Origin of the sequence: Peptoniphilus sp. BV3AC2 (assembly GCF_000478945.1) — a bacterium.
Taxonomy (GTDB): domain Bacteria; phylum Bacillota; class Clostridia; order Tissierellales; family Peptoniphilaceae; genus Peptoniphilus_B; species Peptoniphilus_B duerdenii.
In genome coordinates, this window is the sequence record NZ_AWXD01000026.1 from 82434 (window position 1) to 99469 (window position 17036).

Consider the following 17036-nt stretch of genomic DNA (forward strand, 5'->3'; position numbering starts at 1 on the left):
AATGTATTTAGATAATTATGTGACTGCCATTATAGCAGCGGCTGGAATGGGAACAAGAATGAAAAGGAAACTGAATAAGCAGTTTTTAACCATAGATAACACTCCTGTTCTGGAACACACTTTAAGAAAATTTGATAAATCAAAATACGTAGATTATATAATCGTAATTATTAAAGAAACTGACATCAGCTATCTTGGAGAAGTTTTGTCGAAATTAAAGCTAAATAAGAAGTTCAAAATAGTTTATGGTGGTCCAACAAGGCCAGATTCAATCTTCAATGCACTTAAAAACTTACCAGAAGAAACTGAAATTGTATTAACACATGATGGGGCTAGACCATTTATAGATACAGAGCTGATAGATCTTTCAATTGAAAAGGTAAATGAAACAGGATCACTTGTTGTAGGTGTACCTGTAAAAGATACAATCAAAGTTTCAAAATCAAATATGAATGTAGATTTTACACCTGTTAGAAGTGAATTATTTCAAATTCAAACGCCTCAAGTATTTTTAAAAGATATTATAGTATCAGCTTATAATAGGCTTATGGAAGAAGACTTCACAGGCACTGACGATGCAAGTTTTGTTGAAAAAAATGGTGGCAAGGTTAAAATTTTGATGGGAAGCTATAAAAATATAAAGATAACTACACCAGAAGATTTACTAATAGCTGAAGTTTTAATAAATAGTACAGATATTTAATAAAGGAGGATTTATGAGAATAGGCATAGGATACGATGTCCACAGATTGGTAGAAGGCAGAAAACTCATAATGGGAGGAGTAGAAATTCCGCATAAAAAGGGACTTCTTGGTCATTCTGATGCGGATGTATTAGTACATGCTATTATGGATGCTATGCTTGGAGCAATTTGCTATAACGACATTGGATATATATTTCCTGATACTGACCCAAAATATAAAAATATTAGTTCATTGGTTTTACTTAAAGAAGTAAGTGATATAATAAATACCAAGGGTTTTTATATTGTAAATATTGATTCTGTAATTATCGCAGATGAGCCTAAGTTCAGCCCATATAGAGATGAAATGAGAAAAAAGATAGCAGATACTTTAGAGACTTCACTAGGCAATATTTCTATAAAAGCCACTACTACTGAAGGCTTAGGATTCACAGGAACTGGAGAGGGAATAGCGGCTAAAGCGGTAGTATTACTAGGAGAAAAGGTGGTGGATCAAGCGTGAAATTCTTTTTAGATACAGCAAATATCGAAGAAATTAAAGAGATTAATTCCTGGGGAGTTATTGAAGGAGTTACTACAAATCCTTCGCTAATTGCTAAAGAGGGAAGAGTCTTTGAAGAAGTTATAGACGAAATTTCTAAGATTATAGACGGTCCAGTTTCTGCAGAGGTAGTATCTACTGATGCAGATGGCATGGTCAAAGAGGGGAGAATACTTTCTAAAATAAAAGAAAATGTTATAATAAAAATCCCTATGACTGAAGAAGGTTTAAAAGCTACAAGCATACTTTCAAAAGAGAACATAAAGACAAATGTAACACTTGTTTTTTCAGCATCACAAGCTATTTTAGCAGCAAGAGCTGGAGCAACATATGTAAGTCCTTTTTTAGGAAGACTTGATGATATAGGAGTGTCATCAAAGGCTTTAATAGAAGAAATTTCAACAATTTTTAGAAATTATAATATAGAAACTAAAATAATTGCAGCTAGTATTCGAAATACTACTCATATAGTAGATTCTATGCTTGCTGGAGCAGATATTGCTACTGTTCCAACAAAAGTTATGAAACAAATGGTTAAGCACCCACTAACAGATAGTGGTCTTATAAAATTTTTAGAAGACTTTAAAGATGTAAAAACAAAGGAGATATAATGAACAGAAATTTAGCACTAAATCTTGCAAGGGCAACAGAAGCTGCTGCTTTATCTGCTGGATCATTTTTAGGACAAGGAAAAAAGAACGAAGCTGACGGTGCTGCCGTTGATGCAATGAGAAGATTATTTGATACAGTAGATATCAATGGAGAAGTAGTAATAGGTGAAGGAGAAATTGACGAAGCTCCAATGCTATATATTGGAGAAAAGATCGGTACAAAAAAACCTAATGCAGATGAAGTTGATATTGCAGTTGATCCACTAGATGGTACAACCTCAATTGCAAATGGTATGAATAATGCAATTTCAGTACTAGCAGCTGCACCTAAAGGATGTTTACTTAATGCACCCGACGTTTATATGGACAAGATTGCTTGCGGTCCTGGAGCAAAGGGATGTATAGATTTAACAGACTCAGTAGAAAACAATATAAATAGAGTAGCTAAAGCTCTTGGAAAAAAAGTTGAAGATATAACAGTTTCAGTCTTAAAAAGAGAAAGACATGACAAACTTGTAGAAGAAATAAGAGCTACAGGAGCCAGAATAAAGATGGTTACTGATGGAGATATACTTACTGCTATAGAAACATGTTTTGAAAGCTCAGGCGTAGATATGGTAATGGGTATAGGCGGAGCTCCAGAAGGAGTTATAGCAGCAGCAGCATTAAAGTGTTTAGATGGAGATTTCCAAGGAAGATTACTTCCAACAGATGAACATCAAATGAAAAGATGCAAAGAACTTCATTCAGATTTAAATAAAATTTACAAAATTGATGATCTAGTTAAAGGAAATGATGTAATATTTTCTGCAACAGGTGTAAGTTTTGGAGAACTTTTAGAAGGCGTTAAGTATTTAAAAGGAAACAAGGCTACCACCGAAACACTAGTATTAAGACTTCCAAGCGGTACAGTTAGATTCATTAAAAGTATCCATGATTTAAATAAGAAGCCGGAGTATGCGAAATAATGGTAAACAAAAATAATGGTTTACTATATAGTAAATCACTAGATGATTTAAAAAATATAGCAAGGTCTATGGGCCTTGCTAATGATTTTTTATTTAATAAAGATGACTACATAGAGTATATAGAAACCGGAAATGTAAAAACAAAGACTTATTCAAAAGAAGACTTAGAAAGTTTAAATCTAACTTCAATTAAAGAAATTGCAAAATTCTTCAATATTGAAAGCCCTTATAAATATAATAAAAGCGACCTTATTTTAAAAATCTTATCTACCCAAGACAACTTCAATTTAAATAATGAAAACAATGATAATCTAGACATAAAAAATCTTTCAATAGACAATCTAAAAACCTTGGCAATTGAATACGGATTAGATAATCCAAACAGTCTTACTAAAGATCAGCTTGTGGAATATATCTATAAATACGAAAGTGAAGATGATTTTTCAAACGAAGAAGAAATAAAATCAGAAAACTCTTCAAATATTTCAAAAATTGATACTACAAATCTATCCAATAATGCAGAAAAAATAATTGAAAAAATGGATGAAATTAACTATGTGACAGGATTTTTAGAAATACTTCCAGATGGTTATGGCTTTTTAAGAATGAAAAACTATCTTTCCGGAGATGGAGATGTATATGTAGGCCATTCACAGATAAGAAGATTTAGATTAAGAACAGGAGACAAGGTACAAGGAGTTGTAAAGCCGTCAAAAGAGGGTGAAAATTTCAATGCTCTCATATATATAAATGAAGTAAATGACCTACCTCCTCAAACAGCCACAAGAAGACCTAACTTTGATAATTTGACACCAATATATCCAAATGAAAGATTAAAACTAGAAACTACCACAACAGAAACAGCTATGAGACTTATAGATATCGTATCTCCACTTGGAAAAGGGCAGAGGGGGCTTATAGTTTCTCCACCTAAGAGTGGTAAGACAACACTTTTAAAGAAAATAGCTAAATCAATAGAAAAGAACTATCCAGATACACATCTTATAGTTTTATTAATTGATGAAAGACCAGAGGAAGTAACTGATATGAAGAGATCAGTTAATGGAGAAGTGGTATTCTCGACATTTGATGAGATGGCAAAGAATCATACAAAGGTTGCAGAAATGGTCATTGAGAGAGCAAAGAGACTCGTTGAAAATAAAAGGGATGTAGTAATATTATTAGATTCACTTACAAGACTTGCAAGGGCATACAATTTAGTCACACCTCCAAGCGGCAAAACTTTAACAGGGGGACTTGATCCACTATCTCTACATGCTCCTAAAAAATTCTTTGGAGCAGCTAGAAATATCGAAGAAGGTGGATCTCTTACGATACTTGCAACTGCTTTAGTAGATACAGGTTCTAGAATGGATGACATTATATTTGAAGAGTTTAAAGGTACTGGCAATATGGAAGTGCATCTAAATAGAAAGCTTTCAGAAAAAAGAATATTCCCAGCTATAGATATCTTTAAATCAGGAACTAGAAAAGAAGAATTGCTACTAACTAAAGAAGAGTATGAATTTTCTAATTATATTAGAAGAGCTACCTCAGATGATGACAAATTAAAAGTAACAGAGTTTATGTTATCTAGTTTAGAAAAATATAAAACGAATAAAGAATTTATAAATACATCAAAAATAAATTTAGACCTTCCATAAATAGAAGGTCTTTTTGATATTTTATTTAAATCTATTAGAAGAGAATATGGTTTATCTTTAAATATAACTTCGCTAAATAATAATTTTGCGAAACTAAGTCTTAAAAAATATAAGTATATCGACAAATAAAAAAAGCAAGTTAAACTTGCTTCTTTCATAGTGAAATTTATTAAGGACCTATTTAAGGCTCTATTGGCATGTATATTACCATTCCTGGCTTTAACTTTTGTGAATCTATATTATTTATTTCTTCAACTTTTGAAATAAAATTTCTTATATCTGTACTACTATTTATAAAATCTGCAGATATTTTCCACATAGTATCATTTTCTTTTACTATGTATTCCTGATATCTTGGCTTAATGTAGTCTTTATTTTCAGTGCTGTAAGTTGTAATTCCTGTTGTGAATAAAAGCATTAATATTAATAATGTAAGTATTCTTTTTTTCTTTAAATAAATTGATTTCTTTTTCATTTTACACCTCTATATAATCTAAAATTAAAATATATCTGAATACATGTTTGAATATATGTTTGAACTAGTGTTCTTTTATATTCATATAATATCACGATCATATGTTCGTGTCAACAGAAAAAAGAATATTTGTTCGAATTTTTGTTCTTTTTTATTGTTTTAAATATTTTGTTTTGATATAATTAAATTAGATTATTATAGCTAGGAGGATATTATGTACGAAGATTTATCCCAAAGGGATGTTGACATACTTTTATTTATAAAGAAATATATTGAAAATAACGGTTATCCGCCATCAGTTAGAGAAATATGTAATGGTTGCTCCATTAAAAGTACCTCTACTGTTCATGCGGCTATGGAAAAACTCGAATTGTTAGATTATATTAGAAAAGATCCTTCTAAACCTAGAGCTATAGAAATATTAGATCCTTCTGATGACTTACTTCTTGCAAAGAAGAAAACTGTAGATATACCAATAGTTGGTACTGTAACAGCGGGTATGCCTATTTTGGCTTTTGACAATATAGAGGACACCTTCCCCTTACCTCTTGACTTTGCTAAGGATAAAGATTTATTCATTTTAAAAGTTAAGGGTGAATCAATGATTAATGCTGGTATCCTAGATGGAGATTTTGTAATTATAGAAAAGAGAAGCTCTGCTAGAAATGGCGATAAAGTTCTAGCGCTTATAGGTGATGAAGCTACAATAAAGACCTATTATAAAGAAGAAGATAGATTTAGATTACAACCTGAAAATGAATTTATGGATCCAATTTACACCAAAGAACTTATAATCCTTGGTCATATAGTTGGTCTGTATAGAAAAATGTAAAAAATAAAATCCTGTGTTATACAGGATTTTTTTATGTTTATATTTACTATTTTAAATTTGATCTAACCTCTTCTATAGATATATTATTTTCAGTCGCTATTTTTTTTAAATCTTCGTATTCATAGCTTTCTTTTTTTATATCTTCATATTTCAATATCTTTTTCGTTACTTTTCCATACTTAGTTTCTACGTTCTCAAATGTTCTATCCATTTCAAATCTTCTGTACTTGGTAAATCTTACGCCTATGGATGTGGTATGTTTGAATATTAGCTTAGCCATTGATTTGACATTTGTTCTCTTTGTTATTACTGAAAGTTTGTACGCAGGTCTATTCTTCTTCATATAGATAGGCGTATAGAAAACATCTAGTGCTCCTTCATTCATGCATAGCTCCATAAAGAAACCGAGATCTTCGCCAGTTATGTCATCTAAATTTGTTTCTAATAGAAAAATTTCATTGGTCTTTTTATTTTTATTCTCTTTAAGCTCAATTTCTGAAATTCTAAGTACATTTGGTATTTCAAAATCTTTTGTACCAGCTCCATAAGAAGTTTTGATGCTCTTGTATGGACTCATTAATGGTTTGGCAAAAGTAGCTAAGAGTGCAGCTCCTGTAGGTGTTATAAGTTCGCTTTCCACCACTGATTGTTTAAGTTCAAAAGATGTTTCGTTTAAAATTTCAAGGGTTGCTGGTGCTGGAACTGGAAATAATCCGTGTGCGCAGTTTACAAAGCCGTGGCCTTTGTATATATTTGAGGCATACATTGTGTTCACTTTTAAATATTCGAGGCATACAGAGGCTCCTACAGCGTCAATTATTGAGTCGATTGCACCAACTTCATGAAAATGAACTTCATCAATAGATTTTCCATGAATTTTTGATTCGGCCCTTGCGATGTATTCAAATATTTTTAAAGAATTTTCTTTTACATAATCTGATAGGTCAGAACCATTAATTATTGTATTTATATCATTTAAATTTCTGTGGACATGGCTATGGTGATGCTCATGATTATCCTGGTCATGTTCATGATGGTGACTATGCTCATGCTCATCTCCATGATCATGTTTATCTTCATTCAAATCATCATTATGTTCGTGATTGTGACAATGTTCATGGGTATGATGTTCATCTTCTAGTAATTTTACATTAAAATAAGTTGAATCTATTCCAAGTTTGTCAACCTTCTTATACACCAACTCATATCCATGTATATTTAATTTGTCAATTTCATTTTTTAAATATTCAAATGGAACCCCTAAATCTAAAAGAGCTCCTATAAACATATTTCCAGAAATTCCTGAATAACATTCTAATAATAAATCCATAAATTATTTCTCCTTTAATACTAAATTATGTGAACCAACTGTGTATCCCAAAAGGTCGCAAGTTACAAAAATAAAACCAAATGATTTTAGATTTTTTACAATTTCTAATCTGTGTTCTATTAAAAGTTCAAATTGATTCTCTGTAACTTCTATCCTGGCTAAATTTCCGTGGTATCTAACTCTATGATTTACAAATCCTAAAGACTTTAAATACTCTTCAGAAAGCTCGACCTGTTTTAAAATTTCTTTAGTAATTTCGGTTCCATATGGAACTCTTGATGCTAAACATGCTGCAGAAGGTTTATTATAAGTTTCTACATTCATTTCTTTTAGAAGAGTCCTTATTTCACTTTTAGTAAGACCTACTTCTTTGAGAGGACTCTTTACATTTAGCTCTTTAAGAGCCTTCATCCCTGGTCTATAATCGCCCTCATCGTCTGCATTGGTGCCATCAGCAACTACTTTAAAACCATTTTCTTTAGATATTTCTATAACTTTTGAAAAGATTGAATGTTTGCAATAGTAACATCTGTCCTTTGAATTTTCAACGAAACCTTCTATGCTATATTCATCTGCAGGTATTCTAATTAAATCAATATCGTATTTATCTGCAAATTCCTTAGCATAATTTTCTTCGGATTCTGGTTGCATTGATGATATTAAGTTTATTGCAAGTGTATTTTCTTTTCCTAAAATCTTTTTTGCTGCTACTACTAAAAAACTAGAGTCAACTCCTCCAGAAAATGCTACAGCAATCTTACCGTAGGATTTTAATAAATCCTCTAGTTTTTTGTATTTTTTTTCAATATTTCTATCCATTATGTCTTTCTACCAATCTATTTATTTGAGCAGCATTGTACCCTGCTCCGAAACCATTGTCGATATTTACAACATTTATGCCTTCTGCACAGGAATTGAGCATGGTTAAAAGAGCTGAAACTCCTTTGAAATTAGCTCCATAACCCACTGAAGTTGGAAGAGCTATCACAGGAACATCTACAAGACCAGCTATAACTCCAGGTAGCGCTCCTTCCATTCCTGCTACGGCTATGATGGCATTTGCATCTTTAAAATGATTTAAATTATTTAAAAGCCTATGTAGGCCAGAGATGCCTACATCATATAGTCTATCTACATTGGCTCCGAAGAATTCTGCTGTTTGAGCTGCTTCTTCTGCAAATCTAATATCTGCTGTACCTCCTGTAGCAACGACAATTTTACCTATTCTGTTCTTTTTATTTCTATCTATCTTTAAAACACCTGATATTTCGTCAAATAAAACATCAGGAATTTCTTTTTTTATAAGTTCATATTGTCTTTTATTTGCTCTAGTTCCTAAAACATTGCCTTCCCTTTGCGAAAAACTCTTATAGATTCCTAGAAGATGTTCATCTGCTTTTCCTTCACAGAAGATAACTTCGCCAAATCCAGATCTAATTGATCTGTGATAATCTAGCTTAGCATAGTCTAAATCCTCATAAGGTAGATTTTTTAAATACTTTTCTGTTTCTTCAAGAGAAATTTTTCCTTCTTTATATTTATTTAAAAATTCTTTTATATCCATATTTCACTCCTTAAATAATTATAACATTTGTTATATTTTTTCTCAATTTTGTTCTTTAATTAAAAAATAAATGATATACTATATTTGAGGTGGTAAGTATGGATTTTTTTATAAAAGATGATATTGTTAATATAAAAAATATAGATTTAAGAGGAATCTCTATTTCCGATTTTGAAAAAGAACTAAGTCTAATTATAAATTATAAATTCAATATCCTAGGAATTACTAAAAATTCAATAACTATAAGATTTTTTAGAAAAAATATTTTAAATGATGAGTTCGCACAAAGTCTTAGAAATAATATTATAAAAATTTTGAATAGAAATAATAAAGATAATTCATCTACATATAAAAAATTTATAATTATTCCTACTGGAGATGAAATATTAGAAGGGATAGTTGAAGATCAAAACAGCCCTATTATTGCAGGAATGATTATTAGAAAACTCCCTGGTTCTTCAATTATTAGATCTAAACCTTCTCCAGATAATAGTGAAGGTTTCTTAGAAATTTTGAATCAAAATTTAAGTAAAAATCCGGATTATATAATCATTATTGGAGGAACTGGTGGAGGGAGGAATTTTTCTGAATCTCTTTCCAAAGATATTGTTCACGAGGTTTTAAAAAATAATTATGAAAATATATTATCCAGAAATATTTATGGAAGAAATGGTCATCTATTCTCCACTCTTACTATCGCTATAGAAAATAATACAACAATTCTTTCTTTACCTGGACCAAAGGATGAGTGTACAGCCTTGTTTGAAGTATTTTTGGAAAATATAAATGAAGATGAAAGAGTAATATTAGACAAATTACGAGGTAGACTCATAGAAATACACGAAACAAAGTATGATCAATTAGCTGACAAAGAACTTTCTGAAGAAGAATTAATTAAACAAATTATAAAATTTAGAAACATGGGTCTTGGTGCTAGACAAATTGCAAAACAGCTTAATAAGATTGGCTCTAATTTAAAATTTTATCAAGTACAGTATAGATTAAATAAATTAGAAAATAAGATATAAAAAATCCTTTGCTACATAGTAGTCAAAGGATTTCTCTTTTTATTTAATCTTCATATCCATAGGATTCGTAAAATTCTTTTTTATATTCTAAAAATCTATCTTCTAAAATAGCATTTCTAATATTTTCCATTAATTTAGTTAGAAAATATATATTGTGGATAGATAGAAGTCTGTAGGCTAATATTTCATTGACATTGAAAAGATGTCTGATATATGCCTTCGTATAATTTTTACAAGTGTAGCAATCACAGTTTTCATCTAGACTTGTAAAATCTTCTTTATATTTTCCGTTCTTAGCAATTACTCTACCAACTGAGGTCATAGCAGTTCCATTTCTTGCAATTCTAGTAGGAAGAACACAATCTGCCATATCTATACCATGCTCTACTGCCTCAAATAAATAATCAGGAGTACCAACTCCCATTAAATATCTTGGCTTATCTTCAGGTAAAAAATCTGTTGTATAATCAAGTATGTCAACCATTATATCTTTAGGTTCACCTACAGATAGACCACCTACAGCATATCCAGGAAAATCCATTGCTACCAAATTTTCTGCAGATTTTTTTCTTAAATCTTTATACATTCCACCTTGAACTATTCCAAATAATGCTTGGTTATCAGTATTTTTATGATGATCTTTGCATCTCTTAGCCCATCTTGTGGTTCTGTTCATAGAATGCTCAATATATTCATAGGTAGCTGGATATGGTGCACATTCATCAAAAGCCATAATTATATCAGAGCCCAATGAATTTTGAACATCTATTGAAACTTCTGGAGATAAAAATTGTTTAGATCCATCTATATGAGATCTAAAAGTAACTCCTTCTTCAGTAATTTTTCTATTCGCACTAAGACTAAAAACCTGAAATCCACCACTATCTGTAAGAATAGGGCCATGCCAATTCATAAATTTGTGAAGACCTCCAGCTTTTTCTATAATTTCTGGACCAGGTCTTAAAAATAAATGATAGGTATTTGAAAGTATGATTTGTGCACCCAAGTCTTTAACTTCTTCTGGAGTCATAGTCTTAACTGTTGCTCGAGTACCAACCGGCATAAAAACAGGAGTTTTAATTATTCCATGATTTGTTTTTATTTCTCCAACTCTTGCTTTTGTATCTTTTGATTTTTTTATTAGTTTGTATTCTAGCATTAATTCCCCTTTATAAACATAGCATCTCCAAAGCTAAAGAATCTAAATTTATTTTTTATTGCATATTCATAGGCATTAAATATTATATCTTTGCTTGCAAATGCAGATACTAACATCATAAGTGTCGATTCAGGTAAATGGAAATTTGTAATTAAAGCATCAACTATTTTAAATTCGAAACCAGGATAGATAAAAATATCAGTCCATCCTGAAGTTTCTTTCACATTTCCATTTCTACCTATGGTTTCTAGAGTTCTCATAGAAGTTGTGCCCACTGCTATAATTCTTTTACCGTTTTCCTTAGCATCATTTATAATTTTAGCAGTCTCTTTATCCATCATATAAAACTCTGAATGCATATGATGTTTTTCAACATCATCTACCTTTACAGGGCGAAAAGTACCAAGCCCAACATGAAGTGTTATTGGCGCTACTTTAATTCCTTTCTCTTTTATTCTATCAAGTAGATCTTCGGTAAAGTGAAGTCCTGCTGTTGGTGCTGCGGCAGAGCCATCAATTTTGGAATATACAGTTTGATATCTTTCCTTGTCTTCTAATTTTTCTGTTATATATGGAGGAAGTGGCATATTGCCAAGTTCGTCTAATATCTCTTCAAATATTCCGTCGCAATGAAATTTGATATATCTATTACCTTCTTCATCTACTCTTTTAACTTCACATTTTAATTTGTCTGAAAATATAATTTCGCTTCCAACTTTAGCTTTTTTTCCTGGTTTTACTAAACATTGCCAGGTGTCCTCTTCCCTTTTTAAAAGTAAAATTTCTATTTTTTCTTCTTTGTCTTTTCTATGACCAAATAAACGAGCAGGGATAACCCTGCTATTGTTTACTACAAGAACATCCCCTTCATTTAAATACTCAATAATATTATAAAAATGACATTCTTCTAAATCTTTAGAGTTTCTATTTACTATTAAAAGTCTAGAAGAAGCTCTATCCTTTAGAGGATGCTGTGCTATTAATTCATGTGGTAAGTCATAGTAAAAATCACTAGTCTTTAAACTCATCTTATGTCTGTACCTTTAAAATAATATTTTAATATATCTTCGGTTTTAAAACCTTGTTTCGCCATTTCAACAGCCCCGTATTGACTAAAACCAACACCGTGACCGTATCCTCTTCCTGTAAATTTAAATCCATCAGATGTCCTTTCTATATCGAAAAGTGTAGATTTAAATTTTGCATTTCCTATTTTAGATCTAAATGTAGAAGTTTTTAATTCTTCAATCCCATTTATAAGAATCTTTTTAACCCTACCTGAACTATCTTTTTCGATTAGATCCAAAGAGTATATATCTTTTCCAAATATTCTTTTTAGATCGCTATTTTTGAGAGAGATATCCCAATTATAAGTAGAATATTTGTCTTCAAAAGAAGCAAGATAAGGAATTGATTTTCCTCCCCAAACTTCAGATGCATCTGCCACAATTCCACCAGAAGATGCTCCAAATATGGTATTTGCTATATCATCGCCATAATAAACCATTAAGCCTTTAGTTGAATCTACCGCCTCATTAGATCTCTTCTTCTCAGCATCTAGACCATAGTAAACTTGTGACGATGTAGTATCATTTAAATTATATCCAAGCTTTTTATATTTGTTTATATTTGCCATAGCAAAAGATCTAGATACAATAGCTTGAGCCTTTAAAGCTTCAAGTGGATAAGACGCTGATAACTCTTTAGGGACTACGCCCTTTAGGTAATCTTCTATCTCAACATTATTAATAATGTCTAGTTTAGAATTATTTATCCTAAAAGAAATTGATCCTCTGTATCTCTTGCCATTCACAGATATTGGTTCATCTGAAGAAATAAGCATAACTCCATTGGTTTGAAACGAATCTACGACAACTTTATTTTTATTTAAAACTTTTATGTCTTTTCCATCAAAATTAATTTTTAAAGTCTTAGTATTTGTTTTTATAGAAATAGTATTATCTATTACTATATTAAAATTTTTTTACTTTTTAATTCGATAGCTTCACCATTTGAATAAGATTTTCCAATTTTTATATCCAAATTTTGTGCATAAGCGCTAACTGTAAGTAAAACACAAACTATAAGCACACTAAAAATTAATCTAAAATTTTTCATAAAAAACTCTCCTCACTATTTCCATAAGGAATATTTAAATGGTCATATGCAAGCTTTGTAGGCATTCTTCCTCTTGGAGTTCTATTTATAAATCCTATTTGTAATAAATATGGCTCATATGCATCTTCTATAGTTACTCTTTCTTCTCCAACTGAAGCCGCTATTGCATCGATTCCTACCGGTCTTCCGCCATAATTTATAATCATTACTTCTATGATTCTTCTATCTAATGAATCTAATCCATATTCATCAATTTCTAAAAGATCAAGTCCTCTATTAGCTACGTCTTCTGTAATTATACCATTTTCTTTAACTTCTGCATAATCACGAACTCTTTTTAGAAGTCTATTAGCAATTCTTGGAGTACCTCTAGATCTTTTAGCAATCATTTTAGCCCCATTTTCTTCAATCGGAATATTTAATATTTTAGATGATCTTAGAATTATATTTTCAAGAGCTTCATTATCATAGAGCTCTAAATTTAGTATGACACCAAATCTGTCTCTCAAAGGATTTGTAAGTGAACCAGCTCTTGTTGTAGCTCCTATTAATGTGAACTTAGAAAGATCCAGTCTAATTGATCTTGCAGACGGTCCCTTCCCTACTATTATATCTAGAGCAAAATCTTCCATTGCAGAGTAGAGAATTTCTTCCACAGATTTATTTATTCTATGTATTTCGTCTATAAACAATACATCATCTTCTTGAAGATTAGTTAGAATGCTTGCTAAGTCGCCAGGACGTTCTATAGCTGGTCCTGAAGTAACCTTTATATTTACTCCCATCTCATTGGCTATAATTCCTGCTAATGTAGTCTTACCGAGTCCAGGAGGCCCATTTAAAAGAACATGATCCAATGATTCATTCCTATTTTTAGCAGCTTCAATAAATATCTTTAGCTTTTCTTTTGCCTTATCTTGTCCAATGTATTCACTTATCCACTTAGGTCTAATACCAGACTCTAATATATCTTCAGAAGGTGAAAAATTTGGCTCTACTAGTCTATCTTCCATTCTTACCTCCCAATATTTTTAAGTGCTATCTTTATTTTATCATCTACACTTAATGAAGGATCTACATTCATAAGCGCATTCTTAACTTCAATAGCAGAAAAGCCCAATCCAACTAAGGCTTCTATAGCATCGTCATTTTCTAAAGGTACACTTCCTTTAACATCTGGTATAAAATCTCCAAATATTTTAACAATTCTGTCTTTAAGTTCGAGAATTATTCTTTCTGCAGTTTTTTTACCTACACCTGGTGCTTTGGTAAGAGATTTAACATCTGATGAAAGTATATATTTTCTAAGTTCCTCCTCACCATACATTCCCATTATTCCCATAGCAACCTTAGGTCCAATACCAGAAACCATTGTTAAAAGAGAAAAAATAGATCTTTCCCTTTTAGATATAAATCCGTAGATGGAAATATCATCTTCTCTAACCACCATTTTTGTAAATAAAGTTATTTCTTCATTTAATCTTATTTCTTTATTTTCTCTACTGCTTACATTAATTAAAAGACCTATTCCACCAACCATTATAGTTACAGAATTTTCTTCTTTTAAAATAGCAATACCTTTTACTATATCTATCATTTCATTAAAAAGCTTTCTTTAAAATTTATAGAATTTGCATGAGTTATAGCAATCGCTAGTGCATCTGCAGCGTCATCCGGTTTTGGAATTTCTTTAAGATTTAGAATCATCTTTGTCATCTCTTGAACTTGTCTCTTATCGGCTCTTCCATATCCAACTATAGCTTGTTTTACTTGTAAAGGTGTGTACTCGTATACATTATCTGTAAAAGTCGAAGCAACTAAAACCTCTACTCCCCTAGCCTGAGCCACGCTTATAGCTGTTTTTATGTTTTTATTAAAAAACAACTCTTCAAAGGCTATGTCTTCCGGTTTGTATTTAATAACTATATCAGTCATTTCCTTGTAGATTTTTTTTAATCTATTTTGAAATGGTACACCAGCCTCAGTCTTAATAACTCCATGCATTAAATATTTATATTTATTTCCTATTACTTCTATTACACCATAGCCTACCAAAGCTAGACCGGGGTCTATACCTAATATTATCATATTATCACTCTTTTTTAAAATATTTTTGCCAATATAAAAGAAAAAGACTAAGTTTTATAAAACCTAGTCATTTATATCTTTTTAAAACTCTGTCATTGACTCCGTCCCAGAATGAATTTTTATAAACTCTAAGACCGTCTCTCAACATAAACTTAATTATTTTTTTATTTAAACCTAGTAGTTCATTTCTTGTCAAAGCATTTCCAAGTTCAATAAAACCTTCCTCTGGATTTTCTGAAAACATAAGTTGTTTATCCAGGAATGAATTCATCATATATATTTTTTTTCTTAAAAGTTTGAAGTCTAGCTTCTTTACTATGTCCTTTATCTTCTTTTTTGGATAAGGTAGCTTTTCTACATCTAAAAAAACTCTATCTTTTATCTTTTGCACTTCCTCAGGAAGGACACTACTTTTAAAAAGTTTTTTACAAGTATATATTTTATTTAAATCATAGATAGAAAAAGCTAAAGATTCAACCATATCTACATGAACCTTGGAATTGAAACCAGCTCTATAACCTTCTAGGTACATAGCAAGCTCAAATTTATTGATATCATCGTGAATAACTGAACTAATATTGTATGCCAGTAATTCTTTTCCTTCTTTATGCTTAAGAAAAGATACTAAGTCTTTCTTTAGGTGCTTTAACGAAATGTATGACGGAGTAATTGTATTGATGGAATCTTCGATATTGTATGAATTAAGCAATATATTCATAGAGTCAACATCTCCATCTAATAAGAACTTATCTAACAAAAAGTCTTTTACATCTTCAAAACAATAATTTTTATATACTTTTAATTTTCTTTTTCCGATTATATTATTGCTTTTTGCCGGTAACATTTCACACCTCTTTCTCGTAATTAATATTATACAACAAAAATGTATTGAAATGTTAAATAAGTCAAATTTATATTTAAAATTAAAATTCGATAATTTTTATAATAAAATTATTCCATTTTCTTTAGAATGTTTAATTATTTCGTCATCCCAGATTGCAGCCTGTACCTCTCCAATATGTTTCTTTTCTAAAAAGAACATACATAGTCTAGATTGACCAATACCTCCACCTATGGTGTATGGAAGTACATTATTTAAAATATTTTGATGGTATGGAAGGGATAATCTTTCTTCCTTTTCATCTATTCTAATTTGTTTTTCTAATGAATCAGCATTTACTCTAATACCCATAGATGATAGCTCTAGAGCATTTTCTAAAGGTTCATTCCAGAACAATATATCTCCATTTAAATTCCAATCATCATAATCAGGACTTCTATCATCATGCTTATTTCCGGAATTTAATCTATATCCAATTTCTTCAATAAACACAGCCTTTTTATCTTTAGCAATTCTTTTTTCTCTTTCTTTTGGACTATATTTAGGATATAGGTCTTCAAGTTCTTGAGTGGTTATAAAAGTAATTTCTTCTGGAAGTTTTTTACTTAATATATATGGATAAATGTGATTAATATAATCCTCTGTATTTTTAAAGACTTCATAAATCTCACTCACAGTTTGTCTAAGGTAATTCTTATTTCTATCTTCAAGTTTAATTATTTTTTCCCAGTCCCATTGGTCAACATATATTGAATGTATCTCATCAAGAGTTTCATCAGGTCTTATGGCATTCATATCAGTGTATAAACCTTCATAAGTATTAAATCCATACTCTTTCAAAGCATTCCTCTTCCATTTAGCAAGTGACTGTACTATTTCAACATTTATGGATCCTTTTTGAACTTTAAAATTTACAGGTTTTTCTACTCCTGACAAATTGTCATTAAGCCCTGTTTCAGGTCTAACCATAAGTGGTGCTGATACTCTTGCTAAGTTAAGTGTATTAGCAAGATCCCTTTGAAAATAGTCTTTAAGCGTTTTAATAGCAATCTGAGTTTCTTTTAAATTGAGTTCTGTTGCATCAGAATTATATCTCATAATACCTCCTAAATTA

20 protein-coding genes are annotated in these 17036 nt (G+C 30.7%); 7 read left to right on the forward strand and 13 right to left on the reverse strand.

Annotation, left to right across the window (positions count from 1 at the left end; genetic code table 11):
* The first annotated feature begins 1 nt into the window (after position 1).
* The 5 genes from ispD to rho are packed head-to-tail and all read left to right on the forward strand — an operon-like array spanning position 2 to position 4487.
* Positions 2–703 (forward strand): 2-C-methyl-D-erythritol 4-phosphate cytidylyltransferase, encoded by a 702-nt coding sequence (gene ispD, locus HMPREF1252_RS06065; protein ID WP_023059917.1) that lies wholly within the window; start codon positions 2–4, stop codon positions 701–703.
* Positions 704–716: 13 nt separating this feature from the next.
* Entirely contained in the window at positions 717–1205 is a 489-nt protein-coding gene (gene ispF / locus HMPREF1252_RS06070; RefSeq protein ID WP_023059757.1) for a 2-C-methyl-D-erythritol 2,4-cyclodiphosphate synthase, read from the forward strand.
* On the forward strand, positions 1202–1855 hold the full coding sequence (gene fsa / locus HMPREF1252_RS06075; RefSeq protein ID WP_023059885.1) for a fructose-6-phosphate aldolase: 654 nt from the start codon (positions 1202–1204) through the stop codon (positions 1853–1855). The genes ispF and fsa overlap by 4 nt, the downstream gene beginning before the upstream one ends.
* The gene (gene glpX / locus HMPREF1252_RS06080; protein ID WP_008902269.1) at positions 1855–2823 is read left to right on the forward strand and encodes a class II fructose-bisphosphatase; all 969 of its coding nucleotides are present in this window, start codon (positions 1855–1857) and stop codon (positions 2821–2823) included. Before fsa ends, glpX begins: the two co-directional genes overlap by 1 nt.
* A complete protein-coding gene (gene rho, locus HMPREF1252_RS06085) occupies positions 2823–4487 on the forward strand; it encodes a transcription termination factor Rho (RefSeq protein ID WP_023059924.1) in 1665 nt (554 codons plus the stop codon). Before glpX ends, rho begins: the two co-directional genes overlap by 1 nt.
* Positions 4488–4668: 181 nt before the next feature.
* Here rho and HMPREF1252_RS06090 read toward each other — a convergent pair whose 3' ends face one another.
* Complete coding sequence (locus HMPREF1252_RS06090; protein ID WP_023059830.1) at positions 4669–4962, reverse strand: LysM peptidoglycan-binding domain-containing protein; 294 nt, start codon at positions 4960–4962, stop codon at positions 4669–4671.
* Between the two features lie 214 nt (positions 4963–5176).
* Between HMPREF1252_RS06090 and lexA the strand changes: the two genes are divergently transcribed.
* Complete coding sequence (gene lexA / locus HMPREF1252_RS06095) at positions 5177–5794, forward strand: transcriptional repressor LexA (RefSeq protein WP_008902266.1); 618 nt, start codon at positions 5177–5179, stop codon at positions 5792–5794.
* Positions 5795–5840: 46 nt separating this feature from the next.
* Here the strand turns inward: lexA and larC are convergent, their stop codons facing one another.
* From larC to larB, 3 genes are read right to left on the reverse strand one after another with little or no spacing between them, the layout of a single operon-like run.
* Positions 5841–7124, reverse strand: coding sequence for a nickel pincer cofactor biosynthesis protein LarC (gene larC / locus HMPREF1252_RS06100; protein ID WP_023059920.1), 1284 nt, complete (start codon positions 7122–7124; stop codon positions 5841–5843).
* Positions 7125–7127: 3 nt separating this feature from the next.
* Complete coding sequence (gene larE, locus HMPREF1252_RS06105; RefSeq protein WP_023059835.1) at positions 7128–7943, reverse strand: ATP-dependent sacrificial sulfur transferase LarE; 816 nt, start codon at positions 7941–7943, stop codon at positions 7128–7130.
* A complete protein-coding gene (gene larB / locus HMPREF1252_RS06110) occupies positions 7936–8688 on the reverse strand; it encodes a nickel pincer cofactor biosynthesis protein LarB (protein WP_023059813.1) in 753 nt (250 codons plus the stop codon). Before larB ends, larE begins: the two co-directional genes overlap by 8 nt.
* A 98-nt stretch (positions 8689–8786) precedes the next feature.
* On the opposite strand from larB, the gene HMPREF1252_RS06115 reads away from it, so the two are divergent.
* Complete coding sequence (locus HMPREF1252_RS06115; protein WP_023059919.1) at positions 8787–9716, forward strand: molybdopterin-binding protein; 930 nt, start codon at positions 8787–8789, stop codon at positions 9714–9716.
* Positions 9717–9759: 43 nt separating this feature from the next.
* Here HMPREF1252_RS06115 and tgt read toward each other — a convergent pair whose 3' ends face one another.
* The 9 genes from tgt to asnA all read right to left on the reverse strand — a co-directional run bounded on the left by tgt (position 9760) and on the right by asnA (position 17020).
* A complete protein-coding gene (gene tgt, locus HMPREF1252_RS06120) occupies positions 9760–10875 on the reverse strand; it encodes a tRNA guanosine(34) transglycosylase Tgt (RefSeq protein WP_023059800.1) in 1116 nt (371 codons plus the stop codon).
* A complete protein-coding gene (gene queA, locus HMPREF1252_RS06125) occupies positions 10875–11903 on the reverse strand; it encodes a tRNA preQ1(34) S-adenosylmethionine ribosyltransferase-isomerase QueA (protein ID WP_023059781.1) in 1029 nt (342 codons plus the stop codon). Before queA ends, tgt begins: the two co-directional genes overlap by 1 nt.
* Positions 11900–12718, reverse strand: coding sequence for a SpoIID/LytB domain-containing protein (locus HMPREF1252_RS06130; RefSeq protein ID WP_023059883.1), 819 nt, complete (start codon positions 12716–12718; stop codon positions 11900–11902). The genes queA and HMPREF1252_RS06130 overlap by 4 nt, the downstream gene beginning before the upstream one ends.
* Before the next feature lie 125 nt (positions 12719–12843).
* Positions 12844–12993: a hypothetical protein gene (locus HMPREF1252_RS09915; RefSeq protein ID WP_023059902.1), complete on the reverse strand. Its 150-nt coding sequence runs from the start codon at positions 12991–12993 to the stop codon at positions 12844–12846.
* Positions 12990–14006, reverse strand: coding sequence for a Holliday junction branch migration DNA helicase RuvB (gene ruvB, locus HMPREF1252_RS06135; RefSeq protein WP_023059927.1), 1017 nt, complete (start codon positions 14004–14006; stop codon positions 12990–12992). Before ruvB ends, HMPREF1252_RS09915 begins: the two co-directional genes overlap by 4 nt.
* Positions 14007–14008: 2 nt before the next feature.
* Complete coding sequence (gene ruvA, locus HMPREF1252_RS06140; RefSeq protein WP_023059771.1) at positions 14009–14590, reverse strand: Holliday junction branch migration protein RuvA; 582 nt, start codon at positions 14588–14590, stop codon at positions 14009–14011.
* Complete coding sequence (gene ruvC, locus HMPREF1252_RS06145) at positions 14587–15081, reverse strand: crossover junction endodeoxyribonuclease RuvC (protein WP_023059867.1); 495 nt, start codon at positions 15079–15081, stop codon at positions 14587–14589. The genes ruvA and ruvC overlap by 4 nt, the downstream gene beginning before the upstream one ends.
* A 67-nt stretch (positions 15082–15148) precedes the next feature.
* Positions 15149–15925, reverse strand: coding sequence for a hypothetical protein (locus HMPREF1252_RS06150; RefSeq protein ID WP_008902255.1), 777 nt, complete (start codon positions 15923–15925; stop codon positions 15149–15151).
* 96 nt (positions 15926–16021) lie between these two features.
* Positions 16022–17020: an aspartate--ammonia ligase gene (gene asnA / locus HMPREF1252_RS06155; RefSeq protein ID WP_023059764.1), complete on the reverse strand. Its 999-nt coding sequence runs from the start codon at positions 17018–17020 to the stop codon at positions 16022–16024.
* Between the last annotated feature and the right edge of the window lie 16 nt (positions 17021–17036).

Excerpts from the sequence above, each read along its gene's own strand:
- ispD (WP_023059917.1), top strand. The coding sequence starts at position 2 with ATGTATTTAGATAATTATGTGACTGCCATTATAGCAGCGGCTGGAATG.
- ispF (WP_023059757.1), top strand. The coding sequence starts at position 717 with ATGAGAATAGGCATAGGATACGATGTCCACAGATTGGTAGAAGGCAGA.
- glpX (WP_008902269.1), top strand. The coding sequence starts at position 1,855 with ATGAACAGAAATTTAGCACTAAATCTTGCAAGGGCAACAGAAGCTGCT.
- rho (WP_023059924.1), top strand. The coding sequence starts at position 2,823 with ATGGTAAACAAAAATAATGGTTTACTATATAGTAAATCACTAGATGAT.
- HMPREF1252_RS06090 (WP_023059830.1), bottom strand. The coding sequence starts at position 4,962 with ATGAAAAAGAAATCAATTTATTTAAAGAAAAAAAGAATACTTACATTA.
- lexA (WP_008902266.1), top strand. The coding sequence starts at position 5,177 with ATGTACGAAGATTTATCCCAAAGGGATGTTGACATACTTTTATTTATA.
- larC (WP_023059920.1), bottom strand. The coding sequence starts at position 7,124 with ATGGATTTATTATTAGAATGTTATTCAGGAATTTCTGGAAATATGTTT.
- larE (WP_023059835.1), bottom strand. The coding sequence starts at position 7,943 with ATGGATAGAAATATTGAAAAAAAATACAAAAAACTAGAGGATTTATTA.
- larB (WP_023059813.1), bottom strand. The coding sequence starts at position 8,688 with ATGGATATAAAAGAATTTTTAAATAAATATAAAGAAGGAAAAATTTCT.
- HMPREF1252_RS06115 (WP_023059919.1), top strand. The coding sequence starts at position 8,787 with ATGGATTTTTTTATAAAAGATGATATTGTTAATATAAAAAATATAGAT.
- tgt (WP_023059800.1), bottom strand. The coding sequence starts at position 10,875 with ATGCTAGAATACAAACTAATAAAAAAATCAAAAGATACAAAAGCAAGA.
- queA (WP_023059781.1), bottom strand. The coding sequence starts at position 11,903 with ATGAGTTTAAAGACTAGTGATTTTTACTATGACTTACCACATGAATTA.
- HMPREF1252_RS06130 (WP_023059883.1), bottom strand. The coding sequence starts at position 12,718 with ATGCTTATTTCTTCAGATGAACCAATATCTGTGAATGGCAAGAGATAC.
- HMPREF1252_RS09915 (WP_023059902.1), bottom strand. The coding sequence starts at position 12,993 with ATGAAAAATTTTAGATTAATTTTTAGTGTGCTTATAGTTTGTGTTTTA.
- ruvB (WP_023059927.1), bottom strand. The coding sequence starts at position 14,006 with ATGGAAGATAGACTAGTAGAGCCAAATTTTTCACCTTCTGAAGATATA.
- ruvA (WP_023059771.1), bottom strand. The coding sequence starts at position 14,590 with ATGATAGATATAGTAAAAGGTATTGCTATTTTAAAAGAAGAAAATTCT.
- ruvC (WP_023059867.1), bottom strand. The coding sequence starts at position 15,081 with ATGATAATATTAGGTATAGACCCCGGTCTAGCTTTGGTAGGCTATGGT.
- HMPREF1252_RS06150 (WP_008902255.1), bottom strand. The coding sequence starts at position 15,925 with ATGTTACCGGCAAAAAGCAATAATATAATCGGAAAAAGAAAATTAAAA.
- asnA (WP_023059764.1), bottom strand. The coding sequence starts at position 17,020 with ATGAGATATAATTCTGATGCAACAGAACTCAATTTAAAAGAAACTCAG.